This window comes from Halobacillus locisalis (assembly GCF_013694105.1).
GTDB classification, from domain to species: Bacteria; Bacillota; Bacilli; order Bacillales; family Halobacillaceae; genus Halobacillus; species Halobacillus locisalis.
In genome coordinates this window covers 987,952-1,005,792 of sequence record NZ_JACEFG010000002.1, presented here as the reverse complement: position 1 = coordinate 1,005,792, position 17,841 = coordinate 987,952, and the positions used below count along the sequence as shown (strand labels likewise).

The window sequence follows — 17,841 nt, the reverse complement described above, 5'->3', positions numbered from 1 at the left end:
GGTTCGTTCCCCTCAATGTCGAAAGGGATGGTTTTGAAACAGCGAGACTCCGCGGGAGAAGGACCTAGGCGAGACCCCGCAGGAAAGTGAGTTGTTTCAAAACCACCCCTGCCCTTCATGAAGCGAGAACCCTCACACAACCTAAAAACCACTACAGCCGTGTGTAGTGGTTTTAGGAAATCTTATTCCATTGTTTGATTATATTCGTTGACCTCAAACAAGTCGGTCAATTCAACATCAGGGTTCTTATCTTCGAACCAACGAAGAGAGAAATCATTTTTGAATAAGACAAGCGGGTTGCCTTCACGATCCTCAACAAGCATATTACGCTCATCAAATAGAGACTCATCCACTTGATCTTCTTTCAACCAACGAGGAATACGCTCACCGATTGACGTTAATTCAACTTCCACATTATATTCATTCTTCATACGATACTCGAATACTTCATATTGAAGTTCACCGACCGCACCAATGATATAGTCCTCAAAGCGATAACGTTTGAATAGCTGAATCGCGCCTTCTTGGACGAGTTGCTCTAACCCTTTACGGAACTGTTTCGACTTCATGACGTTCTTCGCCGTTACTTTCTTGAACAGCTCTGGAGGGAACTGTGGCAGCTCATCATACTGAAAGTTCGATTTTCCTGTCACAATCGTGTCGCCGATGCGGTACACGTTCGGGTCATAAATTCCTATGATATCACCAGCGTATCCTTCTTCAACCGTTCCTCTGGAAGAAGCGACAAACTGCTGGGATTGAGCCAGTTTGAACGTTTTGCCTGTACGGGAGAGCGTAACGTTCATGCCACGCTCGAACTTACCGGAGCAAATACGCACGAACGCAATACGGTCACGGTGCTGCGGGTTCATATTCGCCTGGATTTTGAAAATGAAACCGGAGAATTCCTCGTGATCAGGAGATACGATGCCTTCTGTCGATTTACGAGAAGCAGGCTCTGGGGCCATGTCGATAAACGAGTTAAAGAACGTTTCGACACCGAACGGCGCTAAAGCACTACCGAAGAAGACAGGCGTTTGCTCTCCTTTCATCACTTTGTCCATATCAAACTGATCGCCCGCTTCATCAAGAAGAGACATTTCGTCTTCCGCTTCTTTGTATGTCGGGTTTTCCGTCAGTTCTGGATGCTGATCCAATTCACTGTATGGAATGTAGGACTCTTCTTCATTTCCTGTATATTGGACGAATTCTTCATTATTACGGTCGAAGACACCGAGGAAACGTTTGCCCATTCCGGCCGGCCATGTCATCGGGTACGTTTCGATGTTCAACGTCTCTTCAATCTCTTCCATCAATTCAAAAGGCTCGCGTCCTTCGCGGTCCATCTTGTTGATGAACGTGAAAATTGGAATGCCACGCATTCTACAAACTTTGAACAATTTCAACGTTTGGGCTTCAATTCCTTTTGTCCCATCAATGACCATGACCACACTGTCGACAGCTGTCAGTGTACGGTACGTATCTTCACTGAAGTCTTCGTGTCCTGGTGTATCTAGAATGTTAACTTGGTAATCCTTATAAGGAAAGTTCATCACACTGGAGGTTACGGAAATTCCACGTTGCTTCTCGATTTCCATCCAGTCAGACGTCGCGAATTTACCTGACTTTTTCCCTTTGACCGTACCCGCTGACCGGATCAAATTTCCGAACAAGAGCATTTTTTCCGTCATCGTCGTTTTACCGGCATCAGGGTGGGAAATAATAGCGAATGTCCGGCGTTTTTTCATTTCATCTTTTATATTCATCGTCATATCCTCCATTTTTTATATTTCACGAATGCTTTTGGTAAGGATATACGTTTTACATCGGCAATTTCCTTCCATTAAGAAAAACCGCTCCCTCGTGCGAGCGGATTTATCGATTTTTATTCATACTTTGAAAGGTAGCATACCCACGGCTCAAAATCAATATAGGCCGTCTCTTGAGAACTGTCGAAAAGCGTTGCAAATCAAGGAAAAAACGGTCCATTTTCCCTTCCCAAATTTGTTATAATAGATAGATGACTATTTTAGAAATGAGATATAGGTTTGTTACGACCAATAACTTAAAGTAAGGATGCCCATTATGCAGACATACTTATTACAACCAAAAGATATAAAAAAGATTACAGGCGAAGAATTTTACTCAAGAGGCAAGAATTATTTCGACAGAGGGAAGGTTTACGGCCTATCACACAATAGCGCAATCCGTTCCTGGAGAGCCGTTGTAGCAGGTACCCATGATTATGAAGTGCGCGTCTTCTTTTTTGAAGATGATGACGTCGAAGCGACCTGTGAGTGTCCTGCTTATCACAGCTATTACACATGCAAGCACATTGCTGCCGTTCTCATTGCCATCCGTGAAAAAGCGCTGGAAGAACTTTCTCCGAAACTGGCTGAGAAAGGCAACCGCGATCGGAATACGACCACAAATCACGACCGTTTATTTGCGATGCGACTCTATGAAACCTTTCGCGAAAGACGTGAAAGTACTCAGCCAGATGACTTGAAGAAACGCTTGAATATCCAGTATCACGTCCACGTGCAAACCTTGTTAGGGACGAAAAGCGTAAGTGTCGAGATGAAGGTCGGCGAAAGTTACTTATACGTCATTAAAGATATTCGTGAGCTACTTGAATATATGCACAAAAAACAAGCATACCGGATCACGAAGAAATTCACGTATGACCCGGCAGAATATGCCCTCGATGAACAAGATGCGAAAATTACCCGGTTGCTTTACGAAGCCTTCGAACAGGAACAGTTCTATGAGCAACAATGGAACTATTCCGATAAGAAACGATTGCGACTGTCTCCCCTACTCGCACAGCAGCTATTTCCTCTTTTAGAAGATAAGGAAGCTCACGTTGTCGAACGAGGCGAAGAGGTCGGACGGTTATCCTATCAATCCGAATCCCCTGAATTATCGTTTTATATTTCCGAAGAGCGTGGTCATTTCCATATGCACATGAACCACTTGAAAAACTACGACTACTTGTCGGAGTACCATATGTTATACAAGGATGCCACCTTCTATGCGATCGATCGCCAAAAGGAAGACGTTTTAGAAACGCTCTACAGCGTGCTTCCATACAATTCAAATGGCAACCATACGATCAGTCATTTTGATATGGAGGGGATCGTATCTTATGTTCTGCCAGAGCTGGAAACGATCGCTAACGTGAATTTGGATGAAGCAGCTTCTAAGAAAATCGTCCAGGAAGATTTAAAAGCAGAGGTTTACTTAGACTTTCAAAGTTGGACGCTGACGATCGACGTCAAATTCCGCTACGGGGATATCGTCATCGATCCATTCAAAGCGACCGAGCAATCCCAAACCATTATCAGACGAGACAGCCAGACGGAACAGAACATCATGCAGATCATTGAAGCAGCTGAATTCAAGTTTGATGGCGACATGGTCTATATCGAAGATGAGGATGAATTAGAAGCATTTCTCTATGAATACATGCCGAAATTGAAAGAAAAAGCGGATGTTTTCCTATCATCCTCTGTCCGTTCCTTGTTGGAGCAATCTTCACAGGAACTCCTGCCGTCCATTCAGATGGAGAATGAAGGCAGCTGGCTCGATATCAATTTCAAAATTGACGGCATCAATGACGAAGATGTCTCAGCCGCTCTGAAGGCTGCTATCGAGCGAAAGAAATATTATCGGTTATCAGACGGCGCGTTACTTTCACTTACGACGGAATCCTTTGAACGTTTCCAGCGCTTAGCCGACGAACTAGACCTTTCTGCAAAAGACGTCGACGAGAACGGAATCCAAGTATCACAAGCCCGCAGCTTGCAGATCGAGAATGCCTTGCAACCAAACGAAACAGAGCAGGACGCACGCTTCACGCAGCTTGTGGAACGTCTGAAGGACCCTCAGACTCTGGACGTCGATGCACCTGTTGGATTAGAAGCCGATTTACGCTCTTACCAGCTGACCGGTTTTCGCTGGATGAAAACCCTTGCCACTTACGGGCTTGGGGGCATTCTCGCCGACGATATGGGGCTCGGAAAAACCATACAGACCATCTCCTTCTTGCTTTACGAAAAAGAAACTGGAGAAATGAAGCAGCCCGCCCTCATCGTCACGCCTGCATCGCTCTTGTACAACTGGAAAAAAGAAGTCGAGAAATTCGCACCTCAATTGAAGGTGCAAATGATTTCTGGTGATCCCGTGTCACGACAAGGGGCGATCAGCGAAGCACAAGAGGCCGACGTTTGGATTACTTCGTATCCACTCGTTCGCCAAGATTCGGAAACGTACAAAGATCAAAAGTTCCATGCGATGGTGTTGGACGAATCTCAAGCGATCAAAAATGAAACGACGAAAACCGCAACGGCCGTCCGTACCATTCGGGCCAAACACCGTTTCGCCTTGAGCGGGACGCCGATTGAAAATTCTTTGACAGAGCTTTGGTCCATTTTCCGTACCATCATGCCAGGCTTCTATACGAGTAAGAAAAAGTTCCTTCAAATGAAACCGGAGAAAATAGCACGCATGACACGACCATTCATTTTACGACGTATGAAAACGGAAGTACTCGATGAACTTCCAGACAAAATCGATACAGTCCAATACTCAGAATTGACGCGAGAGCAAAAAGAAGTCTACCTAGCATACTTGGAGCGGATTCAAAACGATATCCAGGAAACGATCGCAACGAAAGGGATCCAGCGAGGAAAACTCGAAATCCTCGCCGGGCTGACCCGCTTACGCCAAATCTGTTGTCACCCGTCCTTGTTCTTGGAGAATTACGAAGGTAACTCTGGGAAACTTGAGCAACTGAAGGAACTTGCCCAAGAATTGAAAGCAGGCGGTCACCGATTACTGATCTTCTCTCAATTCTCAAGCATGCTGAAGATCTTGCATCAAGAACTCGGAGACATCGGCCTTGACGCCTTCTACTTGGACGGCAGCACCAAATCAGAGCAGCGCATGAAGATGGTCGATCGTTTCAATGAAGGAGAGAAAGATGCCTTCTTCATTTCACTAAAAGCAGGAGGAACCGGACTGAACTTAACCGGAGCCGATACTGTCATCCTGTATGACTTATGGTGGAACCCAGCGATCGAAGAACAAGCCGCCGGCCGTGCACACCGCATCGGTCAAGAACGGGTGGTCCAGGTGATCCGGATGATTTCGGAGGGAACGATCGAGGAGCGGATTTATCAGCTACAACAAAAGAAACGCGACCTCGTCGACCAAATCATCCAACCAGGCGAATCCATGATCACTTCGCTCAGCGAAGAAGAAATCCAGGAACTATTCAAATAAATATCCAAAACAAAAAAAGCAGGCCACAACCAAATCAAGGTTGCAGCCTGCTTTTTTAGATGGACTGTAATAGTTCAGAAAGGGTTCGTAATCAAATTAGGATTAGGGGTGGTTTTGAAACAAGAAGAGGCACGAACCCTCAACGTCGTACGTGCGTACGGCCTATCGAACAGTGCGCTTACTTAAAATATAACAGATCATCCAATGTTTCCGTTCTCTCTACAAAAGCAGGAAGGGCTGGGAAATGGCGAGACTCCTATGGGATGTACATGATCGGTGAGATCCCGCAGGGCGAAGCCAGAGGAAGCTCACCACATGCCCATGGAAAGCGAGTCATTTCCCCGCCCTTCAAACCACTTTACTCGTTTATGCTGTTCTTTTCTGTAGCTTGAACCAGTAACCGCCGAGAATACTTGCCCCGATCGCCATCGTGACCGTTGAAAGAAGCATATGAACCGAAGAAGCTTCGACCACGTTGCCTGTCACTACAATGACAAAACCGACGACGGCATTCAATAATAGTGAAATCAAATACAACCACGAGAGCAGGACATGGTAGTTAAATCGAGACGCATAAATGACAAACCAAACCGCTGCAACCAGAATCACGACCGTTGCAACCCAGTGCAGAGAGTAAAGCATATTGGCAATGGACTCGCTTGTCACCAGATACTCCATCGCCGGAATATCGAGCATGACATTGCTTGCCCGGCTATGCTTGAAAAACGCACCGAGAATGACTTGTGCCACATACACGGTGAACCCGATCAAGAAAGCGCGGTAACTCATCGCAACCGACTCCCAGCTTGATCGTGAAAGCTCTACTTTTTTATCATGAAGACTGTACGTTAGTAATACGAGAACGACCAGCAACATCTGACTGAACGTGACATCGAGCGTCGTGAATCCAGGCGGAGTCCCGAGAAGGACATTCAGACCACCGATGATTGATTGGAATACCAATACTCCAAGGCTCATCAGCGATAAAATCAATACAGACTTACGCTTTTTATGCTTGTACAATGCTCCCAGGGCATTGATCCCCGTAAGCACAATCAATAATGGCACCATTAACCGGTGCGAATATTCAATAATGACATGATAGTCGGTTATATCAGGAATGACTTGACCATTACATAACGGCCATGACGTTCCACAAGCATCTCCTGAATCTGTCGCTACAACTAGATTCCCTAAAATGAGAGCAAGGAACGTGACGAACGTTGTAAGAATTGAAAATTTCTTCATAGCCTTACCCTTTCTCTATATAAAATCAATAAACATAAGTTTCCCATTAAATCATACCATGAAATACAAAGCTTAGAGAACGGGAAACGACGGGGAGGTCATGAACTTTTTGTGAACGCACGCTTCTTCTTCCATTTTTTATAAAATAAATAGACGAGCGACAGAACAATCAAGGTCGTGTTGATCAAGGAGAAGATCCCCGCATAATGGTCATCGTCCCAATACGAGACAGGGCTGTGGAAGGTATAAGCACTGACGGGATAAAACATCGGCACCGCATCTTGATTGTGCGTCAATATGTCGATGATGACATGACCGAGCCACCCATACATAAGCGCCGTCGCCTTCGTCAACTTCCGCCCCTTCCAGACGAGTACAATCGCAAAGACCACGGCCCAAACAAATAAAGAATGTCCAGCTTGTCTAAGTATAAAAACGACAGGGTGTTCGAATAAATCATGTACAAGGCGGAATAGGGAACGCATCGGACTTTCATCGCCGATCACCTGAAACGCATTCCGTGTAATAGCTAAATATATAAACATTACATAATAAACGATATCCGGCAGAATGCTACCAAAGATGAACCAGCCTGTATGCCTCTGTTTTCTTGCTGCAAAAAAGGTCCAATACCCATGATGCAATGTGTTCATAGAGTTCCCCTCACTTTCCGTACCAGTTTACCATGATTATAGATAGGGAAACGAATATTTGAGAAAGGGATGATTCATATGACTTATCAAGGGTACGTCTTTGATGCTTACGGAACGTTGTTCGATGTTCATTCCGTAATGGAAAAAATTCACCAACACTACCCTGATCATGGTGATACGATCAGTCAAGAATGGCGCTCCAGACAGATCCATTACTTCCTTGTGCGACAAATGGTTAATGGCTACCGCCCATTCAGCGACATTACACAATGGGCTCTGCTCGACGCCCTTGCCTACAGTGGTGTGGAAGTGAAACCGGATATCGTAGAAGACTTGATGAAGCAATACGAAAAGTTGACACCTTACCCTGAAGTGAACGATTTGAATGACCGATATCCAGACCATACGTTTACTATATTCTCAAATGGAACGCATTCCATGCTTCAACCATTACTAGAAAACAATCAGCTCACAGACACATTCGGGCTGCTTAGTGCCGATGACCCGAAAGTGTACAAGCCTCACCCAGATGCTTATAAGCATGCTGAAGAAAAACTCGGATTCGAGAAGGAGGATGTCCTCTTTTTCTCAAGTAACCCTTGGGACATTACAGGCGCCGCATCCTATGGTTTCCATACGGCATGGGTGAATCGAAACGATCAAAAATGGCCGGAACTCGGTATAGAACCGACATATATCATTAACGATTTAACGAATATCCCAGAATAAAGAAAAGGGAAAGGTACGTTGGCTACACGAGCCGTGGTACCTTTCCCTCTTCTTTTTATAAATCTTCATATAACCAAATCTGATCTTTTCCTTCTCGCTTCCCATAATACAAGGCTTGGTCAGCCGTTCGGAATAAGTCATCAAGTGATTGTCCATCGGCTGGATACATCGAAACACCAATCGAAAAGGACGAGACCACTTTCACCCCATTCAGTTGATAAGGTAAACGCAGCTGATTTAAGATCCGCTTGGAAATCTGACGCACATGACCTGTGTCCTGAATATCGCTCAGTAATATCGCAAACTCATCTCCACCGATCCGACCGATCGAATCACTTTCTCGCAGGCATTCTTTCATACGATTGCCGACTAAGCGTAAGAAATCGTCTCCCATATCATGTCCGTACTCATCATTGATACGTTTGAAACTATCGCCATCCAAATACAATAACGCAAACGATTGATTCTTACGTGAAGCTTGGACAATCCCTCGCTCTAAACGGTCTTCGAATAAACGGCGATTCGGTAATCCTGTTAAATAATCGTAAAACGCAATCCGCTTAAGCTGATCTTCATACTTCTTTTGTTCAGAAATGTCCCGACCTACCACGACGATCCTATTGACTATCCCTTCATCAGAAAGTACAGGCGTCCCTCTGCATTCGAACCAAACGGCTTTTCCCGTCTTTCCTGTCAATTCCAACGTTACAGTAAACGCTTGCCCGTCTATAAAGCATTGCTTAAACGCATTTGATACTCTCATAAGATCATCGAACTCGATCATTTGAGTGAGTTGTTCGTTTGGAAGTTCAGCAGGATTGAATCCGAAGAACTTTGTCAGCGAGGGAGAAGCATAATACAACTCTCCATAAGGTGAGAATACACAAATCAAGTCATTCGAATGATCCGCTATCAGTCTAAACTTCGCTTCACTCTGCCTCAAGGCTTCTGTAGCACGCTCCTTACCAGTAATGTCATCTAAAATCGCATACATGCCGACTCGTTCATCTTCATTAATGATCGGGACTAGAAACACATTGGCGATGCGCTCTTCCTGATTCACTCGCAAAGATGCCTGAAACCAGACGTCTTCCTCTAGGTCCTTATGCTGGCAATACTCTTCGACCCATTTCGCCTGTTCGTCCGGCAACAGCTCGGATAAAGAAACCCCTGCCAGTTCTTCATCCGACTTGTTCATCATCTTCAAACTAGCTGGGTTTGCATTTTGTACCGTCCCGTCCAAGTTCAACGTCAGAATAGGATGTGGATTATGTTTGAATAACGAATGGTAGCGTGACCGGCTAGCCGCTAATTTTCGTTCATTCTCTTTAATATGAGTGATATCGCGAACGATGGAGCTAATGCCGATTGTCTCTCCCACCTCATTATGAATCGGAGAGACCGTCATGGACACGTCAATGCGCGTCCCATCTTTCCGCTCGCGAACGGTTTGGAACCCGGATACCCCTTCATTTTCTAAAGCCCGATCAATAATGGACTGGGCCTCTTCTTGCTTTTCTTTTGGAATAAAAGGGAAGACATCCCCTGACAATTCCTGTTTTGTGTATCCATATAGTTTTTCTAGCGCAGAATTGACTTCGACAACCTTCTGATTCGTGTCAATGACGAGAATGGCATCCGCTGTATTCTCCATCAAAGAGCGATAGACAGCATTAATTCGATTTAGATCACGTTCTTTTTCCACGACATCCGTAATATCCCGCGTAATACCTAAAATATAGGTGACATCTCCACCCTGATTTTTTAATGGAGTAAGAGACGTATGTCCTCTGAAAACTGTGCCATCTAATTCCATTTCATCCTCGTACGTAAGTGGACGATTTTCATCGAACACATTCTGATATCGTTCAATCAGCGGTTCGGCTTTCTCCCTATCCAATAAATCTTCTATAAAACGACCTTCCCATTCGACATCCTCTATAGGATGTCGGGTTTTCGCAGACTGATTCACGAGCACGTATTTGAAACGATTCGGTGCTATGACTTCCATTAGGAAAATATAGTCCGAAATGCCATCCATCAACATATGTAAGAGCGGTATCATATGTTCTGTGGTATCGATCATCCCTTTTTCAAAAATATCACGCACATGATCAGCCATGGTCCATCCCCTCATCTATTAGAATCTGTCTGAATAGCCTTAACAAGTGTGTACACATTGCTTCTATCATAACATTTTTGGCGGTTTTTCTACACTTAAAATTCTTTTAACTCGAGATATTTGCAGAGTAAGGAAAGACAGGAAATAAATAGTTTTATACGCATTGTCGTGTTCTTTACACTCTTATTTCGGAAAGACGATGAGTTACAAGGACAATACTCAAATGACATAGTAAACACACTGGAACATCCATTTAAGAACATAGAAAAGCCCGCTAATCCATTTGCGAATTAGCGGGCTTTTAATGTGTTCTATTACTACCGCAACAGGACAACTCATCATCCTTTGCGTTCGATGCTATGAAGTTTGAGCTTGAACCTGTGCTTCTGCTTGGGCTTGTTTGATTAGACAACGCCCTTTCCCGTGCGGTATACACATTGGTGTTCCGAACAACGGATCCTCCCGGACATCACATGTCATATCGAATACATGCTGCATCAAATCACAAGTAATGACTTCTTCCGGTTTTCCTTGATCGAAAACGGTTTTATCCTTGACGGCAATCAAGTGATCCGCATAACGACAAGCTAAATTGATATCGTGTAAGACCATAACGACCGTACGTCCATGATCCTGGTTTAAGTCAAACAGCAAATCGAGAATTTCGATTTGGTGCGTCATATCCAGGTAAGTGGTCGGCTCATCGAGTAGAAGGGTATCAGTATCTTGTGCAAGCGTCATGGCAATCCATGCACGTTGACGTTGACCACCAGATAAAGAATCAACAGAACGCTCTTTGAGCTCGGTTAAATTCGTATCCTCAAGCGCTTTCGTTACCGCCGCTTCGTCATCATTCGACCAACGCTTCGTCAAGCCTTGGTAAGGATAACGTCCCTGTTTCACTAATTGATAAACGGTAAGCCCTTCTGGTGTCGTCGGACTTTGTGGTAGAATCGCCATTTTCTTCGCAACATCTTTTGTTTTCATCTTCGAGATGTCTTGACTATCTAAGACGACTTCACCATCCTTCGGTTTCAATAAGCGAGCCATCGAACGCAATAACGTCGATTTACCGCACCCGTTTCCACCGATCAGAACCGTCACTTTGCCTTTAGGAATTGTTATATTTAATGAATCGATAATAATAGAATCGCCATAACCTAATGTTAAATCCTTCGCCAACAAAGTATCCATACTGTCGACCTCTCCTTTATGTCCTGCGCCTCACTATATGTCAAAAAACGTTCGCATAATAATCCGTACTTCTAAGTTTATGGGCTTCAGAGTTATCTGTCAATGAATTTGAGAATCATTTTCAGCATCATAAAGGAGAAATCTCAAATTCAAGAGGTATGTATAAGGAGTTGAAGGACCGTTTCCCTACAAGACGAATGTATGCATGCTACGCCTACGTTATGTATTCTCTACGCTGACAATTCAGGATTACTGTTACTGCCATATATCTTGGAAATTCGAAGGTGAGACGCTCTTGTCCTCCTCGAAATAGAGACTAGGGTGTGGGTGTCCGGAAAACCTGAGAGGATGTCCGATAAAGTGGATCAATTGTCCGAATAGCCAGGGCATGTCTGAAATGATTTGTCTCTTGTCCGGATAGGGAGGGAAGTTGTCCGAAATCGAGCCGCTCTTGTCCGAATAGTTACTACAGATGTCGGAAACAGAAAAATCTTTTCCCTGTTCCATTTCTGAGGAGCATCAGCTGCCCCCTACCGTGCTGTGAATAGAGATTTCTACCGGAAGCAATTTTACTGAATAAGGTCCGTTCATCCAATATAACGCAAGGAGGGAACGAACCTGACCCCACTACCACAGCTCGCTTCTTCAGTAAATTACGAGTCAACATGGAAGCTCATCAAATCCACAAAAAAAGAGCAAAAGCTATGTAGAGAGCTTTTGCCCAGTATGTTTAAAAATGTTCATGTTTAGCAGATTCATTGGCTGTGCCACGAGAATAGTATTCCTGTTCCAAGGCTTTGTGGTCTTTAACGGCTACATTGGCTTTTACTTTACGTTTTTCCGACTGGTCAAAGTAGACGGTAAAAGCAATCAGTGTCACGACAAACGTTAACATGAGCCAAACCATACCTAAACCTCCTAGGAGTTAGTGGCTTACACTATATCTATTCCCTAATTCCTTGTCTATATTCCTATTACAGCCGATTATATCGAAGATTTTTCTTTCAACTCTTCTACTTCCGATCGCAGACGATCTAGCTCCTCTACCAATTCCATCACCATGTCATCGCTCTTACGTAACTCTTCACCTAGAGCTTTAATGGTCTCCTCTTCCCAGATGAATGGGTCCCCTTGTTCAGGTGTGATGGGAATGTTCTCATAAACAATTCCTTCTTCTTCATCGGTCGGTTGGAAATAAATCGCTACCTCACAACCCGCATCACCAACGGCAATCCGTTTACGCAAATTGACTTTGCCGTATCCCATTCTTCTTGATGCAATTCCTCCGAAAACACTGGAGGTCATCATGCATAAATGCGGGGCATCTTTCACAGCCTCACCGAACGGACAACCTTCCGCTTTGACAATAACGCGATCCTCATGAACTTCTGTTATATGAAAATGGCCACCAATCGAATTTTTCAAATCAACGATGACGCGCGCGTATTGATCCGGGGTCCAATGGGTTCCTTTTTCATCATAAAAGGATTCGATCCATTCCCCTGTTTTAATGCCGAGTTGTTGAATATATCCTTCTGCTTTCGATCCTAGTGTACGGTTGTGCAAGTGAGCATATTGAGTAATTAGTTTAGACAAAAAAATCGTTCCTGATAATTTATCTCGCATTCTAATTACCTTCCTCTCTTGTCTTCTTTTTTCCATTATAATGCAATATGGTCAACAAACCTATTAATTATTGGTGAATATTTCATTATTGTAGAGTGGTCCCCACCCTGTTCGTTCCCTTTACTAGGAAATTACCTATCCTATTCGGTCGTAAACATCCTGTGTCTCTTATCAATCCCACCCAAAAAGAACAGAAAGCACGATCCATACTCCACCATAAGCGATGAAAGCTTTTCAATAAAGGAGAATAGAGGAACAGATTAGTAGAGAAATTTAAACAGGAGAGAACTTTATGACCTATCCACAGCGACATCCAAAAAAAATGGACACCCAAAATCCGTCTTGAGTCTATTCAAGCGGGATTTTGCGTATCCATTCATTAGCATTGCTATATCTTATATTAGTGTCTGAAACTCCATTATTCTAGTCCATCGACCTCAGCACCAGCCCAAATCACAGTCTTTCACATAACCTTCTTCTTGGGTTGATTTATTGTTGGCATTCTTTGGTGGTAATGAGTGAATGGTCGTTCTACTTCTTGGAGCTGTCTCTTTCTTAGCAAACTTTGATAAAATCCATTTAATCATTATAACACCTCATCTATTCCAATATTTCATCTCCCTTGAGAGAAGATGGTTACCAATATAACACGGCTGATTCAAATCATCGACATATCTGCTTGGGCCAACTCCCGTGTGGATAAAAAACAATTAACCGGGAATAAAAGAATACGAAGCAAGAAATTCAGACACCCTATTAAAAAGGAGTGTTACCCTGATGACAGAAGAACAAATGAAAGACGTATTTGGATCTTACGGGTATAAAGAGTTGTTCACACGTTTTAAGACACCATTATACGTAACAGGATTGCTTGATGAAGTGGAGGAAGATGTGTTGGAGGACTTCTTTGATACGATTGAATTATCTTCTGATGTATTCTTTGATGAATTCCGCTTCTGGTTTCAATATTTTTCAGTTTCCAAAAGAGAAACCTACAACTACGGTGACATCTTCGGCTCATAATCAGCCAAAGGTGTCACCGTAGTATTCCCTTGAAGACCTACCTCAGTTATTGAAACCGCCTTGGAATCCTTCAACGAAACCGTGTATGAAATTCGGCGCTTCCATAAACACGATGGCCAGCAATACCCCTACTCCCATACCTCTTAAGAAGACCTTACCTTTCCGATTACCTCGCCAATACAAGACTACGCCAACAATAAGTGATAATAATAAGAAAATAAGTTTCATCATAAAACCTTCACTACTTTCTACGCTTAGAATGATATCGCTTCATGCTACTCTTTGATATTTTTGTACAATCATAAAGAAAATTACTATGTATTATAGAGTCGTTTTACAAACAAAACACGATCTTGCGCGGGACCATCATAATCAGAAAACACCGATATTCCATCAACCTCTTTATCGCCAGCCATTATATCGAAGCCCATCTTGGTATGATAGGCAACGGACACTTTGTTAACAGGTGAGGTTATCGCTTTAACGATCGTGCGATTTTCTTTTCGAGCTGCTTGATAGAATTTTTCATAGAGGCGTTTACCGATGTTATGCTTTCGGCAATCCGGATGAACTCCAACGAAGTGTATATAGGCTTCCTCTAAGTTAGATGGTGATAAGAAGCCTATTATAAACCCCAACAGTTTCTCGTCCTCCTCTACAATGAAGCTGGTAGTAGTGAAGTGCTCAAAAAACAACCTTGGCAACATGGATGACATATCCCTGCCCCCCACCACTCATTGATCAATTTCGATACAACATCAAAATCTGAACGTCTAACGTTTCTGAGCCCCATGAAGACCCTCCCACAGATCAGAAGATGCTATTCCACATTCATTCACACGATTTTATAATGACGAAGGCACTTCAGATGCGCTCTTCGAACTGACCCGCTGTAGCATGTATTCAAGCAAGAATAGATAATCTTCCTGATGACCTGTGTTTTTGGCAAGTTCGGATAATTGCTCTAGTATATAGAGACAATCGTTCTCGTACAAACTATAATTATCAAACCCTAAAATCGTCTGACGGGCGAACTCCCACAGATCATTGTGCACCTCTTGATCCATCGTTTTACTCAACAGCGAAACCATCGTTAAAAGCTCCGTCATCACAGTCGAGTTCTGATCTGCATATTCTCGAATCGAGGCGAACCCCTTATGCAGGTAATAGCGAAAAGGCTTTTGATCCAATATGATACGAAGCTCTTGTTGCTGGTCGAAAAGGTAGGGAGAGAAATTCGTAGACTGCCCGATGCTTTTCAACAAATCCGCAATTTGGTGAATCGTGTTCGTCACCGTAAGTGGATCATTGTGACCTAAAGCTTTGATGGCTACTTCGGCAAGCTTGATCAGCCCATACTCGAGGTCTTGAATTTCCGTTTGTTTACTCCCGATCTCCAATGATTTGAAGTAGCGGTCAGGATTAATAGGTTGTCCATGTTCCCAATACGTAAGTAAAGGCGTTCCCTCTATGACAAACTCTCCAATACGAACATCGAACCTCAAGAGAACATCATCTCGACTCGCCTGCTTAATCAGTTTTGCAAAATCAGCCACTTGCAGATAACCGGACCGGTCTGTTTTAATAACTTTCCCTTCTGATTCATCTGGAAGAGACTCTATCGCCACCTCTTTATCAAGATGATGTGGCTTCAATTCTTTTTCAAGAGACGCTTGCACCGATTTCGACTTGGCATTCATGTTGAAGCTGATATTGTGCACCTGCATCCAGGTCGTTGTATGGTTGATAAAATAGATGAACGTCACAGCCGCCATAATGGCCGTAAGAATCGATAACACAGGTGTCGCGACAACATATTCTTCTTCTTCATGCGTCACATATAAGAAGTTCAAGAGCACATAAATGAAACTCCCGTTAAATATACCGAGCACGTGCTGAGTCGCTCGATCACTGACAAAGTTTACGAGCATCTTGGAAGAAAACTGCCCGCTGAACGTCGTCAATGCGACGAGCAGGGAGTTGATCGTAAAGGCACTCAAGGTCAGAACCCCACCTACAAGCGCGCTTAAGAGAACCTGCAACGTCTGTCCACTGAAGCCGATGGCGGCCGGCAAATATAGACTCACATCGACCACATAATCAAGGTAATAAGTGAATATGGACAAACCGATCGCTCCGATGATATACCATAGCGGCATAAACCAAAGCGTTGATTTCAATTCACTTTTCCGCTGACGTCTCGACATTTTGAAGTATTTCTTTATATAGTAAAAGAGCCCCATATGATCACCCGTCTATTCTTAGAAGTTGTAATACTTCTAATTCCTACCCTTGAGAAAAGTGATTTAACCTACATATTCAATCTTCTTTCAAAAATAAGTCCTTATAGGTGGGCTGCTTAACCTAGAAGTTCATCTACCATTTGCGGAAGACATCACTTCGAGAAAAGCTGGTGGTTTCCGTTGCAACGTTCAGCGTTTGAAGGGCCGGGAATATGGGATGTGAGGCATGTTTACTCATTAAAACAGGGAATTGTTTATCCCGCTAACACAACCACCATATTCGAGGGTTCGTTCACTTTAATGTCGAAAGGGGTGGTTTTGAAACAGCGAGACTCCCGCGGGAGAAGGACTCAGGCGAGACCCCACAGGTCGTGTAAACGATCGAGGAGGCTTGCCGGTTCCCCCGCAGGAAAGCGAGTTGTTTCAAAACCACCCCTGCACTACTTCAAAAGCAAGGAAGATATGAACACGATACTAAAAGAAACCGACTGACGATTCATGTTTGGGTGGGGGCTCAACAAATACAAGACCTAACTCATAATGTTCCCCTTCATACATCGCACGCTGCACATAACGATTTTCGCCCCATTCATCCCGCACTTCTAATTTGTTGAACGCCCCGTTGACTTGCAAGGCTTCATAGAACTGATTCTCTGTCCTTACTGGCATATTGTTCACTCTTTCTACTAACTCGCCAGGAATGAGTCCCATTTGGGAAGCGGGGCTTCCTGGAATGACGCCGAGAATGCGTATTCCTTTTGGCTGAGGAGTGAAAAAGGGAGGCTGATCTTCCCTTAAGCGATGACGAATGTTGATCCATTCACGCCCAAGCAAACTGATCGCGACCGCTACTAGTGAAAGAATAGAAATAAAATAGCTCGCAATCGATACAATCAAGACGAAAAAGCCTAATACGAACACATGACGTCCGATCGTTTTAGCCGCTTTCTCTGGTGGTTGCGCGCGCGCAATCCATTCAAAGCCTGTCAGTAAGGGAACGACAATGAGACCGAACGATTCGCCTCCGATGGACAAGACGGGCCACCAATCGGCAAAGGGCGTGATTCCTCCGACAGGCATGAGGGCAATAAACGGGACCACCGCCATTTTCTTCGAACGGTGTTGACCGATCCACATGCCGCGCCGGCCTTTTTTCCGCTCCGGGAACGTCTCATCAGGAGACGTCTTCAACAACAGAAAAGCTTCCACAACCAGTAACACACTCAACAGTATGGCAATCGATGTGAGCGGCGTCTGTTCAATCACATCCACCCACGGATTCGCCTTGAAACGGTCTGGCAAATAGGGGAGCATCAAGACGACGATATACGTCAGCCCGAGCGTATAAGCCGCTGAATACCAACTGAATCGCAGTGGCAGACTGACCAGGATGAAAATCAATCCGATCAAGAGTAGCAAGGGGTACGTGACGACAAGACCTCCCGCTACTGAAAAAATCGACAACACAAGTCCGGCACTGAGCGCTACGCCCCATGTGCCTTTCATTTCAGAAAAAGCAGGGAAGACACGCGTCCCGAATTGTTCACGCTCTCTCTTTATTCGATTCCTCGATGAAATCCAAATCATGATGATGGCTATGTATAAGAAAGGTTGGGTGAACGCGCGTCCTGCCCCTTTCAGTAATTCCAATATCCAAACGTCCAACATGGTGACTCCTTTCAGAAAAAAATCCGCAGTCGTAGGACTACGGATTTAA

General features: G+C 44.1%; 14 protein-coding genes and 1 pseudogene. 3 read left to right on the top strand and 12 right to left on the bottom strand.

What is annotated here, in order from left to right:
- Window positions 1-182 precede the first annotated feature (182 nt).
- Window positions 183-1,766, bottom strand: a complete 1,584-nt coding sequence (locus H0266_RS11910; protein ID WP_181472595.1) for a peptide chain release factor 3 — start codon at window positions 1,764-1,766, stop codon at window positions 183-185.
- Window positions 1,767-2,085: 319 nt separating this feature from the next.
- On the opposite strand from H0266_RS11910, the gene H0266_RS11905 reads away from it, so the two are divergent.
- The gene (locus H0266_RS11905) at window positions 2,086-5,286 is read left to right on the top strand and encodes a DEAD/DEAH box helicase (RefSeq protein WP_181472594.1); all 3,201 of its coding nucleotides are present in this window, start codon (window positions 2,086-2,088) and stop codon (window positions 5,284-5,286) included.
- A gap of 366 nt (window positions 5,287-5,652) precedes the next feature.
- Here the strand turns inward: H0266_RS11905 and H0266_RS11900 are convergent, their stop codons facing one another.
- Entirely contained in the window at window positions 5,653-6,534 is an 882-nt protein-coding gene (locus H0266_RS11900) for a COX15/CtaA family protein (RefSeq protein ID WP_181472593.1), read from the bottom strand.
- A 98-nt stretch (window positions 6,535-6,632) separates the two neighbouring features.
- Entirely contained in the window at window positions 6,633-7,187 is a 555-nt protein-coding gene (locus H0266_RS11895) for a zinc dependent phospholipase C family protein (protein WP_181472592.1), read from the bottom strand.
- 69 nt (window positions 7,188-7,256) lie between these two features.
- On the opposite strand from H0266_RS11895, the gene H0266_RS11890 reads away from it, so the two are divergent.
- Window positions 7,257-7,916 carry a haloacid dehalogenase type II gene (locus tag H0266_RS11890; protein ID WP_181472591.1) on the top strand — a complete coding sequence of 220 codons (660 nt, stop codon included), beginning with the start codon at window positions 7,257-7,259 and terminating at the stop codon, window positions 7,914-7,916.
- A gap of 55 nt (window positions 7,917-7,971) precedes the next feature.
- Here H0266_RS11890 and H0266_RS11885 read toward each other — a convergent pair whose 3' ends face one another.
- The 5 genes from H0266_RS11885 to H0266_RS11865 form a co-directional block, all read right to left on the bottom strand.
- Entirely contained in the window at window positions 7,972-10,038 is a 2,067-nt protein-coding gene (locus H0266_RS11885) for a sensor domain-containing diguanylate cyclase (RefSeq protein WP_181472590.1), read from the bottom strand.
- 357 nt (window positions 10,039-10,395) lie between these two features.
- Window positions 10,396-11,232, bottom strand: a complete 837-nt coding sequence (locus tag H0266_RS11880; protein WP_181472589.1) for an ABC transporter ATP-binding protein — start codon at window positions 11,230-11,232, stop codon at window positions 10,396-10,398.
- Window positions 11,233-11,962: 730 nt separating this feature from the next.
- Complete coding sequence (locus tag H0266_RS11875; RefSeq protein WP_181472588.1) at window positions 11,963-12,139, bottom strand: hypothetical protein; 177 nt, start codon at window positions 12,137-12,139, stop codon at window positions 11,963-11,965.
- Between the two features lie 77 nt (window positions 12,140-12,216).
- Window positions 12,217-12,858, bottom strand: coding sequence for a methanogen output domain 1-containing protein (locus tag H0266_RS11870; protein WP_181472587.1), 642 nt, complete (start codon window positions 12,856-12,858; stop codon window positions 12,217-12,219).
- Between the two features lie 437 nt (window positions 12,859-13,295).
- A complete protein-coding gene (locus tag H0266_RS11865; protein WP_181472586.1) occupies window positions 13,296-13,445 on the bottom strand; it encodes a hypothetical protein in 150 nt (49 codons plus the stop codon).
- A gap of 190 nt (window positions 13,446-13,635) precedes the next feature.
- On the opposite strand from H0266_RS11865, the gene H0266_RS11860 reads away from it, so the two are divergent.
- Window positions 13,636-13,881 carry a hypothetical protein gene (locus H0266_RS11860; protein ID WP_181472585.1) on the top strand — a complete coding sequence of 82 codons (246 nt, stop codon included), beginning with the start codon at window positions 13,636-13,638 and terminating at the stop codon, window positions 13,879-13,881.
- A gap of 42 nt (window positions 13,882-13,923) precedes the next feature.
- Here the strand turns inward: H0266_RS11860 and H0266_RS11855 are convergent, their stop codons facing one another.
- The 4 genes and pseudogenes from H0266_RS11855 to H0266_RS11840 form a co-directional block, all read right to left on the bottom strand.
- Entirely contained in the window at window positions 13,924-14,109 is a 186-nt protein-coding gene (locus H0266_RS11855; RefSeq protein WP_181472584.1) for a hypothetical protein, read from the bottom strand.
- Between the two features lie 86 nt (window positions 14,110-14,195).
- A pseudogene (locus H0266_RS11850) lies at window positions 14,196-14,674 on the bottom strand (GNAT family N-acetyltransferase).
- 52 nt (window positions 14,675-14,726) lie between these two features.
- Complete coding sequence (locus H0266_RS11845) at window positions 14,727-16,040, bottom strand: DUF2254 domain-containing protein (RefSeq protein ID WP_181472583.1); 1,314 nt, start codon at window positions 16,038-16,040, stop codon at window positions 14,727-14,729.
- A 558-nt stretch (window positions 16,041-16,598) separates the two neighbouring features.
- Window positions 16,599-17,792: a PDZ domain-containing protein gene (locus H0266_RS11840; RefSeq protein ID WP_246363885.1), complete on the bottom strand. Its 1,194-nt coding sequence runs from the start codon at window positions 17,790-17,792 to the stop codon at window positions 16,599-16,601.
- Between the last annotated feature and the right edge of the window lie 49 nt (window positions 17,793-17,841).